General features: G+C 70.2%; 15 protein-coding genes. 6 read left to right on the top strand and 9 right to left on the bottom strand.

Features of this window, described 5'->3' with window-relative positions:
- Nucleotides 1-9 precede the first annotated feature (9 nt).
- From ACQP2T_RS29615 to ACQP2T_RS29600, 4 genes are read left to right on the top strand one after another with little or no spacing between them, the layout of a single operon-like run.
- Nucleotides 10-693: a CBS domain-containing protein gene (locus tag ACQP2T_RS29615; RefSeq protein WP_433519323.1), complete on the top strand. Its 684-nt coding sequence runs from the start codon at nucleotides 10-12 to the stop codon at nucleotides 691-693.
- A 2-nt stretch (nucleotides 694-695) separates the two neighbouring features.
- A complete protein-coding gene (locus tag ACQP2T_RS29610; RefSeq protein ID WP_433519322.1) occupies nucleotides 696-1,292 on the top strand; it encodes a CBS domain-containing protein in 597 nt (198 codons plus the stop codon).
- A 5-nt stretch (nucleotides 1,293-1,297) separates the two neighbouring features.
- Nucleotides 1,298-2,020: a CBS domain-containing protein gene (locus tag ACQP2T_RS29605; RefSeq protein ID WP_433519321.1), complete on the top strand. Its 723-nt coding sequence runs from the start codon at nucleotides 1,298-1,300 to the stop codon at nucleotides 2,018-2,020.
- Nucleotides 2,017-4,941 (top strand): pyridoxamine 5'-phosphate oxidase family protein, encoded by a 2,925-nt coding sequence (locus ACQP2T_RS29600; protein WP_433519320.1) that lies wholly within the window; start codon nucleotides 2,017-2,019, stop codon nucleotides 4,939-4,941. The genes ACQP2T_RS29605 and ACQP2T_RS29600 overlap by 4 nt, the downstream gene beginning before the upstream one ends.
- Before the next feature lie 23 nt (nucleotides 4,942-4,964).
- Here ACQP2T_RS29600 and ACQP2T_RS29595 read toward each other — a convergent pair whose 3' ends face one another.
- Genes ACQP2T_RS29595 through ACQP2T_RS29555 form a run of 9 tightly spaced genes read right to left on the bottom strand, consistent with a single transcriptional unit; the run spans nucleotide 4,965 to nucleotide 13,820 of the window.
- A complete protein-coding gene (locus tag ACQP2T_RS29595) occupies nucleotides 4,965-5,663 on the bottom strand; it encodes an SDR family NAD(P)-dependent oxidoreductase (protein WP_433519319.1) in 699 nt (232 codons plus the stop codon).
- 1 nt (nucleotide 5,664) lies between these two features.
- Nucleotides 5,665-6,918 carry a sialidase family protein gene (locus ACQP2T_RS29590; protein WP_433519318.1) on the bottom strand — a complete coding sequence of 418 codons (1,254 nt, stop codon included), beginning with the start codon at nucleotides 6,916-6,918 and terminating at the stop codon, nucleotides 5,665-5,667.
- Nucleotides 6,915-7,697, bottom strand: a complete 783-nt coding sequence (locus ACQP2T_RS29585; protein WP_433519317.1) for an HpcH/HpaI aldolase family protein — start codon at nucleotides 7,695-7,697, stop codon at nucleotides 6,915-6,917. The genes ACQP2T_RS29590 and ACQP2T_RS29585 overlap by 4 nt, the downstream gene beginning before the upstream one ends.
- Before the next feature lie 28 nt (nucleotides 7,698-7,725).
- On the bottom strand, nucleotides 7,726-8,685 hold the full coding sequence (locus ACQP2T_RS29580) for an aldo/keto reductase (RefSeq protein ID WP_433519316.1): 960 nt from the start codon (nucleotides 8,683-8,685) through the stop codon (nucleotides 7,726-7,728).
- Entirely contained in the window at nucleotides 8,682-9,539 is an 858-nt protein-coding gene (locus tag ACQP2T_RS29575) for an ATP-binding cassette domain-containing protein (RefSeq protein ID WP_433519315.1), read from the bottom strand. Before ACQP2T_RS29575 ends, ACQP2T_RS29580 begins: the two co-directional genes overlap by 4 nt.
- Nucleotides 9,536-10,399, bottom strand: a complete 864-nt coding sequence (locus ACQP2T_RS29570) for an ABC transporter ATP-binding protein (RefSeq protein WP_433519314.1) — start codon at nucleotides 10,397-10,399, stop codon at nucleotides 9,536-9,538. Before ACQP2T_RS29570 ends, ACQP2T_RS29575 begins: the two co-directional genes overlap by 4 nt.
- Nucleotides 10,396-11,358 (bottom strand): ABC transporter permease, encoded by a 963-nt coding sequence (locus ACQP2T_RS29565; protein ID WP_433519313.1) that lies wholly within the window; start codon nucleotides 11,356-11,358, stop codon nucleotides 10,396-10,398. Before ACQP2T_RS29565 ends, ACQP2T_RS29570 begins: the two co-directional genes overlap by 4 nt.
- Nucleotides 11,355-12,290 (bottom strand): ABC transporter permease, encoded by a 936-nt coding sequence (locus tag ACQP2T_RS29560; RefSeq protein ID WP_357956532.1) that lies wholly within the window; start codon nucleotides 12,288-12,290, stop codon nucleotides 11,355-11,357. Before ACQP2T_RS29560 ends, ACQP2T_RS29565 begins: the two co-directional genes overlap by 4 nt.
- 3 nt (nucleotides 12,291-12,293) lie before the next feature.
- Nucleotides 12,294-13,820: an ABC transporter substrate-binding protein gene (locus tag ACQP2T_RS29555; RefSeq protein WP_433519312.1), complete on the bottom strand. Its 1,527-nt coding sequence runs from the start codon at nucleotides 13,818-13,820 to the stop codon at nucleotides 12,294-12,296.
- A gap of 358 nt (nucleotides 13,821-14,178) precedes the next feature.
- On the opposite strand from ACQP2T_RS29555, the gene pdxA reads away from it, so the two are divergent.
- Together pdxA and ACQP2T_RS29545 are read left to right on the top strand one after the other, a co-directional pair.
- The gene (gene pdxA, locus ACQP2T_RS29550) at nucleotides 14,179-16,557 is read left to right on the top strand and encodes a 4-hydroxythreonine-4-phosphate dehydrogenase PdxA (RefSeq protein WP_433519311.1); all 2,379 of its coding nucleotides are present in this window, start codon (nucleotides 14,179-14,181) and stop codon (nucleotides 16,555-16,557) included.
- 37 nt (nucleotides 16,558-16,594) lie between these two features.
- On the top strand, nucleotides 16,595-17,416 hold the full coding sequence (locus ACQP2T_RS29545) for a DeoR/GlpR family DNA-binding transcription regulator (protein ID WP_433519310.1): 822 nt from the start codon (nucleotides 16,595-16,597) through the stop codon (nucleotides 17,414-17,416).
- The last annotated feature ends 37 nt before the right edge of the window (nucleotides 17,417-17,453 follow it).

Below are 17,453 nucleotides of genomic sequence, written 5' to 3'. Positions count from 1 at the left end.
GGCTGAGCCGTGAAGCGCAGGACCGTCGCCGACGTGATGACCGACAAGGTCGTCACGGTCACCGCGAGAACCCCGTTCAAGGACATCGCCGAGACCCTGATCGCCGGCGGCATCAGCGCCGTCCCGGTGATCGACGACGACGGCCGCGTCATCGGCATGGTGTCGGAGGCCGACCTGCTGCGCAAGGAGGAGTTCCGCGAGCAGTTCTACCGGGAGGGCTACCAGCCGCCGCTGCGCGCCCGGCTGCGCCACCCCAAAGGCAGGAAGAAGGCCGCCGGTGACACCGCGGCCGAGCTGATGACCAGCCCGCCGATCACCATCTCGCCCCAGGCCGCGGCCGTCTCCGCCGCCCGGCTGATGGACGCCCACGACGTCAAGCGGCTCGCCGTCGTCGACCAGGACGGCCGGCCGGTCGGCATCGTCTCCCGCCGCGATCTGATCAAGCTGTTCCTGCGCTCCGACGACGACATCGCCGCCGAGGTGCGCGAGGACATCCTCGACCGAGGACTGTGGGTGGACACCTCCGGCGTCGTCGTCCAGGTACGCCACGGCGTGGTGACACTGAGCGGCCGGATGGACCGTAAGACCGAGACCGCGATCGCCATACGGATGACCGGCCGGGTCAGCGGCGTGGTCGACGTGATCGACGAGCTCACCTGGAAACACGACGACTCCACGTGGGAGGCCAGATAGCCATGCTGGTACGCGAGGTCATGAGCAGCCCGGCCATCACCGTCCGCCGCACCGACCCGGTGCGGCAGGCCATCCGGTCGCTGCACGGCCATGACATCACCGCCGCCCCCGTCACCGATGACGCCGACCATCTGGTCGGCGTCGTCAGCGAGCTCGACCTGCTGCGCGGCGAGTTCGAGCCCGACCCCCGCGCCTCGCTACGGCCCGTCGGCCCGTCCGCCGGACCGCCGCCCCGCCGGGTCATGGAGGTCATGACCCGCGAGATCGTCACGGTGACCGAGACCACCGACGTCACCAAGGCCATCGCCCTGATGGTCGGCAAGCGGATCAAGAGCCTGCCCGTCGTACGGGGAGATCGGATCGTGGGCATGCTCAGCCGCCGCGACCTGATGGCGATGCTCGCCCGTTCGGACGAGCGGCTGCGCACGGACGTGATCGCCGCGCTGCGTGAGCACTACCCCTTCGGCCCCAGTTGGGACGTCGCCGTCCGCGACGGCGTGGCGCAGCTGAGCGGGCCGCCCCACGAGCACGCCGACCATATCGCCGACGTGCTGGCCCGCACCGTGCCGGGCATCGTCCGGGTCAGGCACCTGAGGTGATCGCCATGAGAATGACCGTCCAGGACGTGATGACCACCGATGTGGCCGCCGTCAACCAGAACGCCTCCTTCCGCACCGTCGCCGACCTGCTCATCGGCAAAGCCGTCAGCGGCATGCCCGTCCTCGACGACGACGACCACGTGCTCGGCGTGGTGTCCGAGGCCGACCTGCTGGCCAAGGAGGAATTCAAGGAGCTCTACTACGACGACGCCTACCGGCCGCCGCTGCGCGCCCGCATCCGCCACGTCATGGGCAGCGAGGGCACCGGCTCGTACAAGGCGCTCGGCGAGACCGCCGGCGAGCTGATGACCGCGCCCGCCCACGTCACCACACCCGACTCCCCTATCGTGCTCGCCGCCCGCCTCATGGACGCCCACGGCGTCAAGCGGCTGCCCGTCATCGACGCCGACGGCAGGCTGGTCGGCATCGTCAGCCGCCGTGACCTGCTCAAGGCGTTCGTCCGCGGCGACGAGGAGATCCGAAAGCTGGTGCTGGCCGGGATCCCGACCAGCACCATGTGGACCGACCCGAGCGGGCTCGGCGTCGAGGTGAGCGAGGGCGTGGTGACTCTGACCGGGGTCGTCAGCAGGCACACCGAGTCCATCGCCGCCGTCCGCATGGCCGAGGGCATCGACGGCGTCGTCGCCGTCCACGACGAGCTCACCTGGAAGCACGACGACGTCCTCGAAGTCCCGATGTGGGGCGGCTCGCCCGCGAGCCCGCCATGAACCCATGGGTCCTGTCCTACGAGGGCTTCGATCCGGCTTCCGAGGGATTGCGCGAGGCGCTGTGCACGCTGGGCAACGGCCGTTTCGCCACGCGCGGCGCGACCCCTGACGGTGAGCTGCGGACGCCGGGCACCTACGTCGCGGGCTGCTACGACCGACTGGACTCCACCGTCGCGGGGCGGACGGTGACCAACGAGGATCTGGTCAACCTGCCCGACTGGCTGCCGGTCACCTTCGCCGCCCCCGGTTCGGGATGGTTCCGCCCTGAGCGGGCCGAGCTGCTGGACTACCGCCAGGAGCTCGACATGCGACAGGGGATCCTGCACCGGTCGCTGCGCTGGCGCGATGAGGCGGGCCGCGTCACCCTGGTACGGCAACGCCGGCTGGTCTCCATGGCCGACCCGCGGCTGGCCGCCCTGGAGACCACCTTCACCGCCGAGAGCTGGTCCGGCCCGCTTCGCGTTCGCGCCACCCTGGACGGCCGGGTGACCAACAGCGGCGTGGCGCGCTACCGCGAACTGCGTGGCGACCACCTCACCGGCCATGACACCGGCGACCGGGACGGCCTGGCCTGGCTGACCGCCACCACGCGCTCCTCCCGGATCACCGTGGCGCTCGCCTGCCGTACCGACTCCCCCGTCCGCGAGGTGATCCGCGAAGGCGACCGGATCACCACCCATCACGTGCTCGACCTCGCGCGGGGCGAACCGGCCACACTGACCAAGACCGTTGCCTTGGTGACCTCGCGCGACTATGCCGTCCACGACGCCCGCTCCGCGGCGATCCGTGCCGTATGCGGGGCTCCGCGTTTCGACGAGCTGCTCGCCCGGCACGTGGCGGCCTGGGAACGCCTGTGGCGGGACGCCCGGCTGGAGGTGGCCGACCCGGAGCTGGCGCAGCTCGTCCACCTGCACATCTTCCACCTGCTGCAGACCCTCTCCCCGCACACCGCCGACCTCGACGTCGGCGTGCCCGCCCGGGGCCTGCACGGCGAGGCCTATCGCGGGCACGTGTTCTGGGACGAGCTGTTCGTGCTGCCCTGGCTGAACCTGCGCTTCCCCGAGATCTCGCTCGGCCTGCTGCGCTACCGGTGGCGGCGGCTGCCCGAAGCCAGGGCGGCGGCCCGCGACGCCGGATACGACGGGGCGATGTTCCCCTGGCAGAGCGGCAGCGACGGACGCGAGGAGACCCAGACGCTCCACCTCAACCCCGCCTCCGGCCGCTGGCTGCCCGACAGCTCCCACCTGCAGCGGCACATCGGCCTGGCCATCGCCTACAACGTGTGGCAGTACTACCTGGCGACCGGCTTCATGCCGCCGTGGTGCGCGGAGCTGCTGATCGACATCGCCAGGTTCTTCGCCTCACTAGCCGTGCTCGACCCCGCGTCGGGACGGTACGAGATCCGCGGCGTCATGGGACCCGACGAGTATCACGAGCGGTACCCAGGCGCCTCCTCCCCCGGCCTGGCCAACAACGCCTACACCAACATCATGACCGTGTGGCTCCTGTCACGCGCCCGAGACACCCTCGACCTGCTGCCCGAACCCACCGCCTCCGAGCAGGAACGGACCCGCTGGGACGACATCACCCGCCGCATGCGGGTCGACTTCCACGACGACGTGATCAGCCAGTTCACCGGCTACCCCGACTTGCTGGAGCTCGACTGGACCCGCTACCGAGGCGTGCGCCGCCTCGACCGCGCGCTCGAAGCCGACGGCGACGACGTCAACCGCTACAAGGCGGCCAAGCAGGCCGACACCCTGATGCTGTGCTACCTGCTCACCTCCGACGAACTGATGGAGATCCTGCACCGGCTCGGCCACCCGGCCACGCCGGACCTGATCCCCCGCATGATCGGCTACTACCTCGACCGCACCAGCCACGGCTCCACCCTCAGCGCCGTCGTACACGCCTGGATACTCTCCCGCACCGACCGAACCCGCTCCTGGCAGTACTTCGCCGAAGCACTGATCAGCGACATCAACGACATCCAGCACGGCACCACCGCCGAGGGCATCCACCTCGGCGCCATGGCCGGCACCCTCGACCTGCTGCAGCGCTGCTACCTGGGCCTGGAACTCCACCCCGACGGCCTGCACCTCAACCCGCTCCTGCCCGACCGGCTCGGCGTCCTGTCCATGCCGATCCGCTACCGCGGACATCAGCTCTTCATCGACGCCGATCATCGGCAGGCCCGTATCAACGGCGTGGAAAGCCTGACCTTTTCCAGCGAACCTTTCGCCAGACGGCAAGGAGAAACCATCATGACAAGCACCGGCGACCTCGGACGTCGCATCACCTATCACCGCGTGCGACTCGGCCTGACCGTCGACCAGGTCGCCGAACGCGCGGACATGTCTCCCGGCTACCTCCAATACCTGGAGGAACGCCCCGGCACACCCACCGCCGAAACCATGTACCGCCTGGCCGGAGCATTGGAGACCACCGTCGACGACCTTCTCGGCGGCGGCGTCGATCGGCCTCCCGGCCGTGGCCGCGCCAAGGCGGCTCCGACGCTGGAGAGCATGGACCCCGACGAATGCCTCAAGCTGATCGAGCCCGGCGGCATCGGCCGGGTGGCCTTCAACGGCTCCCACGGCCCGACCGTGCTGCCCGTCAACTACAGGCTCCACCACGGCTTCATCGTCTTCCGCACCGCGCCAGGCGGCCCGATGGACCAGGACCTGCGCACCGGCCTGGAAGGCGTGGAGATCAAGATCGGGTTCGAGGTGGACCGGATCGACGACGCCCAGCGTGAGGGATGGAGCGTCCTGATCCAGGGCCCCGCCCACCACATATCCCCCGACGAACTGTCGGAGGTCACCGAATCCGACGTCACCCCGTGGGCGGGCGGCGAGCGGCAGCTGTACATCCGCATCGTCCCGCACCAGATCACGGGCCGCCGCATCCACCACCTTTGACGGTCATGAGCGGAGCCGGGGGTTCACAGTGACGCGCCGCCGCACATCACCAGGTGCTGGCCGGTGATCGCCCCTCCTTCCGGGCCGAGCAGGAAGGCCGTCAGCCCCGCCACCTCCTCGGGCCGGATGAACCGGCCCAGCGGCGGAACCCGTGGCGGGGTGGCGGCGCGTCCGGGGTCTCGCAGCATGGGGGTGTCGGTCGGCCCGGGGGCGACCACGTTGACGGTGATGCCACGCGGAGCCAGCTCCATGGCCCAGGAACGGGACAAGCCCGCGAGCGCGGCCTTGGTCGCCGCGTACTGGCTTTTGCCCGCCGCGCCCGCCATCGTGCGGCTGCCGATCAGCACGACGCGACCACCAGGGCGGATCTCTCCGACGAGGGCGTTCACCAGGACGGTCGCCGCCTCGACGTGGACCCGCCACATGAGGGCGCCGTCCTGTGCCGACAGACCGCCGAGCGGCGCGGAGCGCTGCAGGCCGGCCGCGTGGACGACGGCGTCGACGGCGCCCACCGAGGCCGATGTGCCGGCCAACTGGTCGAGGTCGGTCAGGTCGGTCTGGATCCACGAATAAGAATCCTGCTCGCACTTCGGAGGCCGGGTGCGGCTCATCCCGGTGACTCTCCAGCCCTCGGAGAGCAGGCGCGCGGCGATGGCCTGGCCGATGCCGGAGCTGGCCCCGGTCACCACCGCGTGCTGGGGCTCGTCCGCGTGCGTCGACACCTCAGAGCCCTTCGGTACGGGCGGCCCATTCGGGTCGTACCCGGACGTACTTGATCACGCGGCGGTGATAGGTGAAGACGATGTGCAGGTCACCGTCGGCGGTTTCCTGGATGGAGGGGTAGGAGAACTCCCGGTTGAGCCCGTCCCGGGAGTTGTTGGTCAGGCAGTAGCCGTCGCCGACTTCGAGATCGCGGCGGATCGGCCACGTGCGACCTCCGTCCGCGGACAGTGCGAGGGTCATGGGCGCGCGCGGGGCGCCCCAGAACGCCGTCCGCTCATCGCTCCCGGCGGCCGCGGGCTCTTCGCGCCCGGCAGGCGCCGGTTCTTGGCCGGTCGGACCCGCCGGGGTGGCGGCGAGCCCGTCGTCGTCGATCTCGTCGTACAGGGACACCCGGCGCTCGACGGCGTCGGCCGCGCTGCTGGCGTTGAACACCAGTGCCAGCCGGTCGTCGCTCAGTGTGACGTACTGGATGGAGGAATTGTTGTTGGGCAGTTCGGTGGGGACGGGCGCGCTCCAGGTCTCGCCCTCGTCCGCCGACCGGCTCGCGTAGATCGCATCCGCCCAGCGGCTGCGGAACAGCGCGAGCAGCGTGCCGTCGGCCAGCAGGTGGACGTTCATGTGGACGCAGCCGGTGCTCTCGGGGACGGGCTGTTCGCGCCAGGTCCGCCCCTCGTCGTCGGAGATCATGAGAGAGCTGGTGTCACGGTCGCCGACCCAGCGCTTGCCCGGCGTGGTGACGCAGTTGAAGACGGGCAGCAGCCATCGGCCGGAGGGCAGCACGAGCACGGGCTGCCGGACGAAGACGCCACCGCGGCTCGTGGCGGGGAAAAGGGTACGTACGGGTCCCCAGGTGTGACCGTCGTCCCGTGAGATGCGGCAGCGGACCTCGGCGGTGTCCTGGTTGCCGGCGCGCTGGGCGGTGTACAGCAGCCACAGCTCGTCGGCGGGAGTGGGGAACAGGACGGGGTTCTGCTCGGAACGCGTCAGATCGTCGGACAGCCGCGCCGGCGTGGACCAGGCCTCCGCGCCCTTCTCCAGCCGGGAGAACCAGATGGAGATGTCGGCGACGCCTTCCTGCGTGCCGCCGAACCACACGCAGCCGAGATCGCCGTTGCCCAGCGCCATGATGTTGGCCGCGTGGTTCTGCACGGCGGGCGCGATCAGGTACGCCTCGTGGCGGTCCGGATCGGCGTCGTGCACGCGGATCACGCCGTCCATGGGCAGGTCGGCGACGGCGGGCTGGGACTCGCTCACAATTCTCCTCGGGAAGACTGGGCTCGGGCGTCGGTCAAGTGGGATTCGGCCACCTGTTCGAGGTGGGTGAGGTCTGAAGCGATGGACGCGAAGGTGTATCCCTCGGCCAGGCGCTTGGCGGCGGTGGCGCCGTCGGGTGTGTGGATGCCGGCCGCGATACCGGCGGACTTGGCGGCTTCGCGCACCGTGACCAGCGCGTCCTCGAACCGGGCGGCGATCGCGGGGTCACCGGGGAAGGCGGCGCCCAGGGCCAGGGCCAGATCGGACGGGCCGACGTAGACGCCGTCCAGGCCGGGGGTGGCGCAGATCGCGTCGATGTTCGCCAGGCCCTGTGCCGTCTCGATCATGGCGAGGACCAGCACGGTGGCGTCGCTGTCGGCGGGGCGCGGGCCGATGCGCAGCGCCGAGCGCATCGGCCCGTACGAGCGGCGGCCCTTCGGCGGATAGCGGGTCGCGGAGACGGCCGCGGCGGCGTCGTCGGCGGTGTCGATGAGCGGCACGATGACGCCCGCGGCGCCCGCGTCGAGGGCTCGGCCGATGCGCGCGGCATCGTTGGCCTCCACCCTGACCAGGCCCGCGGACACGCCGCCCGCGTCGATCGCCGTCAGGCTGTTCAGCAGACCCGAGTAGCCCAGCAGTCCGTGCTGGGCGTCCAGGCACACGTAGTCGTAGCCGAGGCGGGCGATGCGCTCAGTGGACACCGGCGAATCGAGGACGGACCAGTAGCCCAGTGCGGGTCGCCTGGCCCGGATCCTGGCGGTGAAGTCGGTGATGCTCACTGCTGGCGTTCTCCTCGGTAGTCGGCTCTCATCGGTTGTAGGCGGGCATGGGGCCGCGCAGCGCCGCGCCCACGCGGTCACAGGCTGCCACGACGTCCTCGGGAAGCGGTCCGGCCGCGGCGGTCGCGATGTTCGCGCGCAGGTGTTCGGCCTTGGAACCGCCGAGCAGGACGGTCCCCACGCCGTCGCGATGCAGCAGCCACCGCAGGGACAACTCGATGAGGGACAGGCCCGACTGCGCGGCGATCTCGCCGAGGGTGGTGACGGCTTCGAACAGCGCCCCGTTCCAGTAACGCTGCCGGTACATGGGCGCCAGCCTCGAGTCGCCGAAGCGGCCGGCGGCGGGGTCCTCCTCGAAGGTGTGACGCCCGGTGAGCAGACCGCCGCCGAGCGGGTTGTAGACCATGGTCGTCAGGCCGGTGCTTCGCGCGAACTCCAGGTACTCCTCCTCCACCCTGCGGGCCAGGAGGTTGTACAGCTGCTGGGCGACGACCGGCCGCGGCGCGCCGACGGCGTCGGCGGTGTGGTTGATCTCCGCGATCTGCCAGGCCGCGTAGTTGGAGACGCCGAGCGCGCCGATCTTGCCCTCGGCGACGAACTCGGCGATGACGCCGAGCGTCTCGGCCAGCGGGGTGCGGCGGTCGGGCTGATGCAGGTAGAACAGGTCGACGTGGTCGACGTTCAGGCGGCGCAGGCTGCCTTCGAGGCTCGCGCGCAACCCTCGGGCGGACAACGGAGCGTGATCGCCCGCGTCCGGATGGGGCATGCCGGCCTTGGTGGCGAGGACGATCCGGTCGCGCCGGGTGGCGAGCAGCGGTCCGAGGATGGATTCGGTCGCGCCGCCCGCGTAGGCGTTCGCGGTGTCCACACCGGTGATGCCGGACTCGAGCGCCAGGTCCAGCATGCGCTCGGCCTCTTTCGCGTCGGCCGTGTCACCGAACGTCATGGTCCCCAAGACCAACTGGGACAGCCGGACGGGTGATGTCATTGGTCGATTCCTCGCTGAACGGGTGGTGCTTGCGTGGTGGACGGGGCCCGGACCAGCTCGCGCGGCTTACGTCCCTGGATCGCGGTCGGATCCAGCGCGGCCCTGCGCAGGGCACGGGTGTAGGGGTCGGCCGGGGCGGCCAGCACCTTGCGGGTCGCGCCGGACTCGACCAGCCGCCCCTTGCTCATGACGATGATCTCCTCGCTGATCTCCCTGACCACACCGAGGTTGTGCGAGATCACGACATAGGTGAGGCCGGTCTCGGCCTGGATCTTCATCAGCAGGGCGAGGACCTGCGCCTGCACGGACACGTCCAGCGCGCTCGTCGCCTCGTCGCAGACCAGCAGGTCGGGCTTGGAGGCGAGGGCTCTGGCGATGCCGATGCGCTGGCGCTGGCCACCGGAGAACTCCGGCGGGCGGCGCTCCAGGGCCGTGGCCGGCAGGCCGACCTGGTCGATGAGCGTGGCCGCCTCCTTGGCCCGTGCGCGTTTGTCGCGCATTCCGCGCACGCGCAGCGGTTCGGCGACGATCTCCTGCGCGGACAGGTGCGGGTCGAGCGATCCGTACGGGTCCTGGAAGATCATCTGCACCCGGGTACGCAGGGGACGCAGCTGTTTCTCGCTCAGCCGGGCGATATCGGTGCCGCCCACCACGATGCGCCCGGCGGTGGGCTTGACCAGCCGGACGATCGACCGGGCGATCGTGGACTTGCCGCAGCCCGACTCCCCCACGATGGCCAGAGTGCCGCCCCGCCGGACACTGAAACTGACGTCGTCGACCGCCCGGAACACGCCATGGGCCACGGGATAATCGACCACCAGGCCGTCGACCTCGAGCAACGTGTCATCGGTCATCGGGACTCTCCCAGCGCTATGGGCGCGTCCGGAGACTCGCCGTCCTCGTCCCACGGGCCGAGCCGTGGGACCGCCGCCAGCAACTTCCTGGTGTACGGGTCGCGGGGCGCGTTGACGATCTGTTCGGCCTCACCGGACTCGACGAACCGGCCGTCCTTCATGACATGGATGCGGTCCGAGACGAGCCGGGCCACGCCGATGTCGTGCGTGATCATGAGGATGCCGATGCCGGTGTTCTCCTGCACTTCGAGCAGCAGGCCGAGGATGCCGGCCTGGACGGTGACGTCCAGGGCGGAAGTGGGTTCGTCGGCGACGAGCAGGACGGGCGATCCGGCGAGTGCGATCGCGATGAGCACGCGCTGCAGCATGCCGCCCGACAGCTGATGCGGATACTTGCCCAGCTGGGACGCGGGGTCCGGGATGTGCATCCGGGCCAGCAGCTCGACGGACCGTGAGACGGTCTCCGTCCTGGACAGGCCGCGGTGCCGCAGCCGTACGGCCTCACGCAGCTGCTGCCCGATGGTGTGGACGGGGCTGAGCGCCGTCATCGGATCCTGCGGGATGAGGGAGACGGTACGCCCGCGCAGGTCGCGCACCGCGCGCGGGTCGGCGATGACGTCGACTCCCTGGAAGCGGGCCGTGCCGGAGAGGACCGCCAGCTCCGGGGGGAGCAGCCGCAGGATGCCCATGGCCGTGGTGGACTTGCCGGATCCCGACTCGCCGATGATCGTCACGGTTTCGCCCTGGCGGATGAGGAAGCTGACGCCGTCGACGGCGCGGACGACGCCGGCCTCGGTCATCAGCTCGATCTGCAGGTCCTCGACCTCCAGCAGGGGGCGGTCGTCGAACTCGGCTGTCATGCCCGGCTCACCTTCCCTTCCGTCCGCTGGCCCTTGCGCCGGCGAGCGCGGTCCCGCAGGCCGTCTCCGAGCAGGTTGACCCCGACGACGAGCAGCACGATGACCAGTCCGGGCAGCGTGACCAGCCACCACGACGTCGTGATGTAGTCCTGGCCGTCGGCGATGATGCGGCCCCACGTGGCGAACGGGCGCTGCGGACCGGCGCCCAGGTAGCTCAGCGCGCTCTCCAGCAGCACGGCCTGGGCCAGCAGCAGAAGGATCACGAGCGAGGCCTGCTTGACCACGTTGGGCAGCACGTGCCGCAGCAGGATGGTGATGCGATGCAGGCCGAGCACCCGGGCCGCGGCCACGTACGGTTTCTCTCGCTCGACGAGCACCAGGGAACGCGTCAGGCGGGCCACCTCCGGCCACTGCGCGAAGGCGATCACGAAGGTGATGACCGGAATGGACGGGCCGAAGAGCGCGACGACGAGCAGCAGCATCAACAGCAGAGGCAGCGACAGCTGCGCCTCCAGCAGGCGGGAGACCACGGTGTCCACCCAGCCGCCGAAGAATCCGGCCGCCGCGCCGGCGATGAGGCCGATGACCCCGGACACGACGATGGCCAGCACGCCGACGGTGAGCGAGACCTGGCCGCCGTGCAGGACCCGTGAGAGCAGGTCCCTGCCGAGCTGGTCGGTTCCGAACAGGTGCCCGTCGGTCAGGGGCGGCAGGCGGCGCAGGCTGAGGCTCTGCGCGTCCGGTCCGGGGATCGGCAGGAGGCCGGCCAGGGCGACGGGCAGGACGACGAGGGCCACGGCCACCGAGCCGACCCATATCTTCAGCCGCGCGCTCTTGCGGCGGCGGGCCGCCGCGGATCGGGCGAGATCCTTGGCGGTCACCGCGCTGGGCCGCGCCGCGGGCGCCGCGGTGTCCCGGCTGCCGGAGCCGTCGGCGGGGCCGACTGTCGTGGCGGTCATGAGGCCACCGCCTTCCCGAGTCGTACCCGCGGGTCGAGCAGCGGGTAGGTGAGGTCGATGAGGAGCTGGACGAGCACCGTCAGGACGGCCGTGACCAGGACGGTCGCCTGGATCAGCGGGTAGTCCCTGGTCTCCAGCGCGCGTACGACGAGCGATCCGACACCCGGCCAGGCGAAGACGACCTCGACCACCACCACGCCGTTGAGCATGGCGGCGAAGCGGGTGCCGAGCGCGGTCACCACCGGGACGGCCGAGTTGCCCATGGCGTAGCGCCAGGTCAGGCCGCGTTCGGAGATGCCGCGGGCACGGGCGATCGTCAGATAGGGGGCCGCGAACCCGGCTCCCATCTCCCGGCGCACCAGGCGGGAGATCAGCGCGATCTGCAGGATGCCGACGGTCACGGTCGGCAGCACCAGGCCGGCCCAGCTGGTGAAACCTGATGCCGGCAGCACGGGGACGAGCACGGCGAAGATGGTCAGCAGCATGATGCCGCTCCAGAACTCCGGCATGGACTGCCCGGCGATCATGGCCACGTTGGCCCCCAGCTCGCGGGCGGTGTCGGCGTGCCTGGCCATCCAGACGCCGGCCGGGATGGCCACGACCGCGGCGAACAGGATGGCGGACACGGCGAGCATGATGGTGTACGGCATCCGGCTGAGGACGACGTCCAGGGCGGGGGCTTGGAAGGAGAAGGACGTGCCCAGGTTGCCGTGGAACAAGTCCTGGACGAAGATCCCGTACTGCTGTATGAGCGGTTTGTCCAGGCCGAACTGGGCGCGGATGCGGTCGAGCTCAGCCGTGGTGGCCAGCGGGCTGGCGTAGGCGGCCGCCGGATCCCCTGGCGCCAGTCGTACGAGGACGAACACCGTGGAGACGGTCAGGAAGATCGCCAGGATGCTCTGCCCGACACGCTGCGCAACATAGCGGACCACGATTCATCCATTCAGTCGCACGGATGCGAGTTCGTAGGAGTTGGTGGGACTGAGCAGCACGTTCTCCACGCGCTTGCGCCGGGCGATGACGGTCTTGGGAACGAAGGCCCACATGCAGGGCCAGGTGTTCCAGATCTCCTTCTGGGCGGTGGCGAGGATGCTCTCCCGGGCGGCCTTGTCGGTTTCCTGCGAGGCCTTCTCCAGCAAGGCGGCGATCTTGGGGAACACATAGCCCTGGTAGGTGTCCCGGGTGGCCTCCTTTTCCTTCGTACCGGCGAACATGCCCTGCAGCGGCGTCAGCGCCAGCCCGGTCGGGCCGGGGTAGCCGTTGCCGAGGACGTCCCAGTCGCCGCCCCGTCCCTGCCGCCACTTGGAGATGTCGCCGCCCGGCTGGAACTGCTGGAGTTCGGCCTGCACGCCGACGGCCTTGAGCATCTCCACCACCGCCTCCATGACGCTCGTGTCGTTGGCGAACTCTCCGGTCTCCCAGATGATCTTGAGCTTGAGATCCTTCACTCCGGCGGCGTCGAGCATCTGCTTGGCCTTCTGCGGGTCGTAGACGTATTCACCCGTCTGGACCGCGCCGGTCAGGGTGTCGGCCACCACGCCCCTGGCGGGGGAGACCGAGTCGGCGAAGACGTCCTTGATCAGGGACGGGCCGTTGATGGCGTAGCTCAGCGCCTCACGTACGCGCGGGTCGGCGAGCGGGTGCCCGGCGGGCTTGCGGAAGTTGTAGAAGAGCTGGGTGATCCGCGTGCTCGGCACCTGCTGCACCTCCACGTCACCCAGCCCCGACAGCTGGCTGATCGCGTCGGGGGAGATCGCGTCGATCACGTCGACCTCGCCGCTGCGCAGCGCGACGACGCGGTTCGCCTCCTCCGGCAGGAACCTGACCTGCACGGTCTTGATCGCGGGCGCGGGGCCCCAGTACTTGTCGTTGACCTGCAGCGTGTACTCGCCGGTGCCCCGGTTCGCGGCGGTGACGACGTAAGGGCCCGATCCCACACCGCCCTGGAGTTCCTCCGGTTTGTTGGCGGCGGCGGGGGTGATGAGGATGTTCGCCATCAGGTAGTCGAGTGTCGGCACCGGATGCTTGGTGACGAGCTTGAAGGTGGCGGCGTCGACGGGGGTGACGGTCGGCCATTCGGGGAAGAGGCCGGCCAGGAACGATCCGGGGACCTTCTGGTACATCTCCAGCGCGGTTGAGACGTCTTCGACCGTGACCGGGCTGCCGTCGGAGTAGCGGACGCCGTCGCGCAGCTTGACCGTCCACTCGGTGGGAGCCGTCAACTCGAACCGCTCGGCCAGGACGTGCTGCACGGCGAGCTTCGGGTCGATGAAGGTCAGCGCCTGACGGACGCCGCGCTGGACGGTGACGGCGGCGTCGAACTGGTTGAGCTTGTTGTCCAGCGACACCAGCGAGCGGTTGAGCGCCAGGGTGATGCCGGAGCCACCGGCGGGCGCGCCGCTGGAGCCCACGCCGGGCGCACTCCCCGGTCCCGCGCAGGCGGCAAGGGGACTCAGGGTCATGGCCGCACCCGTGAGAGCGCCGAGACGGAGAAGACTGCGACGGGAGAACTGGGGGCCGCTTCCGGAATGAGTCACTGGGCTTCTCGCTTTCTGAACCGTCCGCAGTGGTACGCCGCTCAGCAGCGGCCGTCTGCCAGGACCGGATGTTTCCCACGTCACAACGACGTTGCGTCACCATTACACGACTGCGCATTTCGCGCAAGGGGCCTAGCGCATTTTGTGCAAGCTGTGACATCATCCAGTCAAGACGAAGGATACGTCGACGCGTACGCCTCGCTCAGAAGCGGATCGCGCATGAGGGTTCGCGAAGCCATGACGGCCCTTCTGACCTGCAAAGATCAATCACACCGGGGGTTCCTTGAGGCCCAATCCCAGCACGGCCGCGCACGGTGTCCTCATCGTGGCCGACGACCTGTCGGGGGCAGCCGAGTCCGCAGCACGAGTCATGATGCGCGGAACACGCACGAGGATTCTTCTCGCCCATGACGCCGTGCGCGGCGAGCGCGAACTCGCCGACATCCCGACCGTGCGTGGCGAGCGCGATCTCGCCGACACCCTGGTCGTCGACACCGACTCGCGGCACCGGCAGCCCGCCGACGCCGCCGCGGCGGTGCGTGCCACGGTCGCCGCGGCCTCCGCCGGGCGGCCGCGGCTGATCTTCAAGAAGATCGACTCTCTGCTGCGCGGCAACGTCGCGGCGGAGGTGGCCGCGCTCGCGACGCCCGGCGCCGCCGTCGTCGTCGCCACCGCCCTGCCCGGCCTGGATCGGGTGGTACGCGGCGGCGTGCTGTACGTGGCCGGTACCGCCCTTCACCAGGCGAACGCCTGGGCGGTGGACGGCGTCCCGGCTCCGGCATCGGTGGAGGCGGCTCTGGCGCCGCTCCCGGCCCGTGTGCTGGACCTCGAGACCGTACGATCGGACCGTCTTTCCGAGGCGATCGCCTCCTGTGCGCGGGATGCGCATATCGCGCTGTGCGACGCGGAGACGGATCAGGATCTGGACGCCGTGCTGCGCGCCGCGCTGGCCGTGCCGTCGGTCCGACTGGTCGGATCCGGCGGGCTCGCCGACGCGCTCGGGCGCCATCTGCGGAGCCTCGGCCCGGCTGCAGCGGAGCCTTCGCTTGTTCCAGGGCACGGTGGTGTGGGCTGCCCGGGGCCGCTCGTCGTGGTGGGCAGTGCCGAGCCGGTCGCGGCCGAACAGGTGCGCCGGCTGACCGAGGCCGGAGCCGTGCCCGTGGCCCTGCCTCTGACGGCCCTCCTCGGCACACCCGACGGCCGCGAACCCCTCCCCCGCATCCCCCTCGGCGAGCGGGCGGTCGTGGCCTACCTCGACTCCGCCGGCGTCGTCCTCCCTGCGGCCTCCCGTGACATCGCGAGCCGGCTGGCCGAGGCCGTCGCGGACGCGGTGCGCGCGTACGAGAGCCCGGTGGACCTCGTGCTGACCGGCGGCGAGACCGCCCGGCGCGTCCTGGACGCCCTCCAGGTGCGGGAACTGACCCCGGTCGGGCAGGTGCACCCGGGAGCCGTCCACTCCCGGACGGCCGACGGCCGTTCCGTGGTCACCCGCCCGGGCAGTTTCGGGGAAGCCGACTCGCTCGTCGAGATCGTCAGGGCCTTGGCCCCGCACTCCCTCGCATCCCTTGACCCCACTCTCTCCCAACGCGGAATCTCCCAGTATCAAGCGAAAGGTCACGAAGTGAGCATCAGTACTGCCGGCGTCAGCCGACAGCCTCGCACCGCGGCCACTCCGATCATCGCCGTCACCATGGGTGACGGTGCCGGTGTGGGTCCGGAAGTCATCGTCGGTGCCCTCCAGGACGCCGGCACCGCCGCACTCTGCCGTCCCGTCGTCATCGGCGATGCCGTACGGCTGCGCCAGGCGGCCGGCATCCTCGGGATCGACACCGAGATCGTCGCGATCGACACAGTGGCCGACGCCGTGTTCCAGCCGGGCCGCCTCAATGTCATCGACCTGGGGCTCCTGCCGGCGGACCTGCCCTGGGGGAAGATCTCCCCCGTGGCCGGGGCGGCCGCGTACCACTATGTCCGCGTGGCCAGCGAGCTGGCGATGGCCGGGGAAGTGCAGGCGATCTGCACGGCGCCACTGAACAAGGAGGCCCTGCACGCGGGCGGCTACATCTTCCCCGGCCACACCGAACTCCTCGCGCACCTGACCGGGATCGGCGAGGTGTCCATGATGCTGTCCTCGCCGAAGATCCGGGTCATCCACGTCACCACGCACATCGGACTGATCGACGCCATCGCGAAGATCGAGCCCGGCCTGGTGGAGCGGACCGTCCGCCGGGGTCACGAGGCGCTCCGGCGGGCCGGGATCGAGAACCCGCGCATCGGGGTGTGCGGCATCAACCCGCACGCCGGCGAGAACGGCCTGTTCGGCTACGGCGAAGAGGCCGAGAAGATCGTTCCCGCCATCGAAGTCCTGAAGGCCGACGGCATCGACGTGCAGGGGCCGCTGCCCGCCGACACGGCGTTCTTCGTCGCGGGACGCGGTGACTACGACCTCATCGTGGCGATGTACCACGACCAGGGACACGGCCCGGTGAAGATCCTGGGTATCGAGGCCGGGGTGAACATCACCGTGGGCCTGCCCGTGATCCGCACGTCCGTGGATCACGGAACCGCCTTCGACATCGCGGGGAAGGGCATCGCGGAGGTCGGTAGCATGATCGAGGCGCTGCGGCAGGCCGCCCAGATGTCTCCCAGTCCGGCGAGCTGACCCGGGACCGTTGAACGCAAGCCGAGAAGGAGGAGCGTTGTCCAGGAACTCTGACCGTCGGCGCGCCGAGATCGTGCGCCTGGCCACGACCAGTGGTCTGGCCAGTGTCGAAGAACTGTCCTCGACGTTCGCTGTGACGCCCTCCACCATTCGCCGTGACCTGGCCCGGTTGACCACGCAAGGCCTGCTGACCCGGACGTTCGGCGGCGCGATGGCCGTCGTCGCCCATCCCGAGGACTCGGTACGCCAGCGGGTCGGCGAGGCCTTCGAGGCCAAACACGGGATCGCCCGATGGGCGGCTCAGCAGATCGGAGCCGGCGAGTCCGTGCTGCTCGACGCCGGCTCGACCGTCGCGGCGCTCGCCCACGAGCTGCGTTCCAGCACCCAGCTCTTCATCGCCACCACGAGCTTGACCGTGCTCAAGGAGCTCGGCGACGTCGAGAGCCTCCATGTGGAGTGCCTCGGCGGCCGGCTGCGCCATCTCAGCCAGGGGTTCGTGGGCCCCACCACCGAGGCGTCTCTGGAACGGATGTCGTTCGACCGCGTCTTTCTCGGGGCCGACGGAGTCACCGCCGACAGAGGGATCTGCGAGGCCGACCTCCAGCAGACCCGGCTCAAGGAGCTCATGGCCCGCAACTCCCGTAAGACCTACGTTCTGGCGCACGCGGCCAAGCTCGGGCGCGGTCCGTTCCATGCCTGGGTGCGGCTCCCCCGGCCCTGGACGCTGGTGACCGACGACACGGCCTCGGAAGACGCGCTGGCCCCGTTCTCGAGAGAGGGAGTCGAGGTGGTCGTGGTCGACGTCGAGGGCCGGATCAGCAAACCGAAGCCGGCCGTGGATCAGCCGAGCGCCCCGTAACGACAGGGCTGGTCACTGGCGGCCATGGCCGGTGCCG

Origin of the sequence: Nonomuraea sp. CA-143628 (genome assembly GCF_050942315.1) — a bacterium.
In the GTDB taxonomy this organism is placed as follows: domain Bacteria; phylum Actinomycetota; class Actinomycetes; order Streptosporangiales; family Streptosporangiaceae; genus Nonomuraea.
Note: the sequence above shows the minus strand (reverse complement) of the source record. Positions and strands in the feature narration are given on the sequence as shown.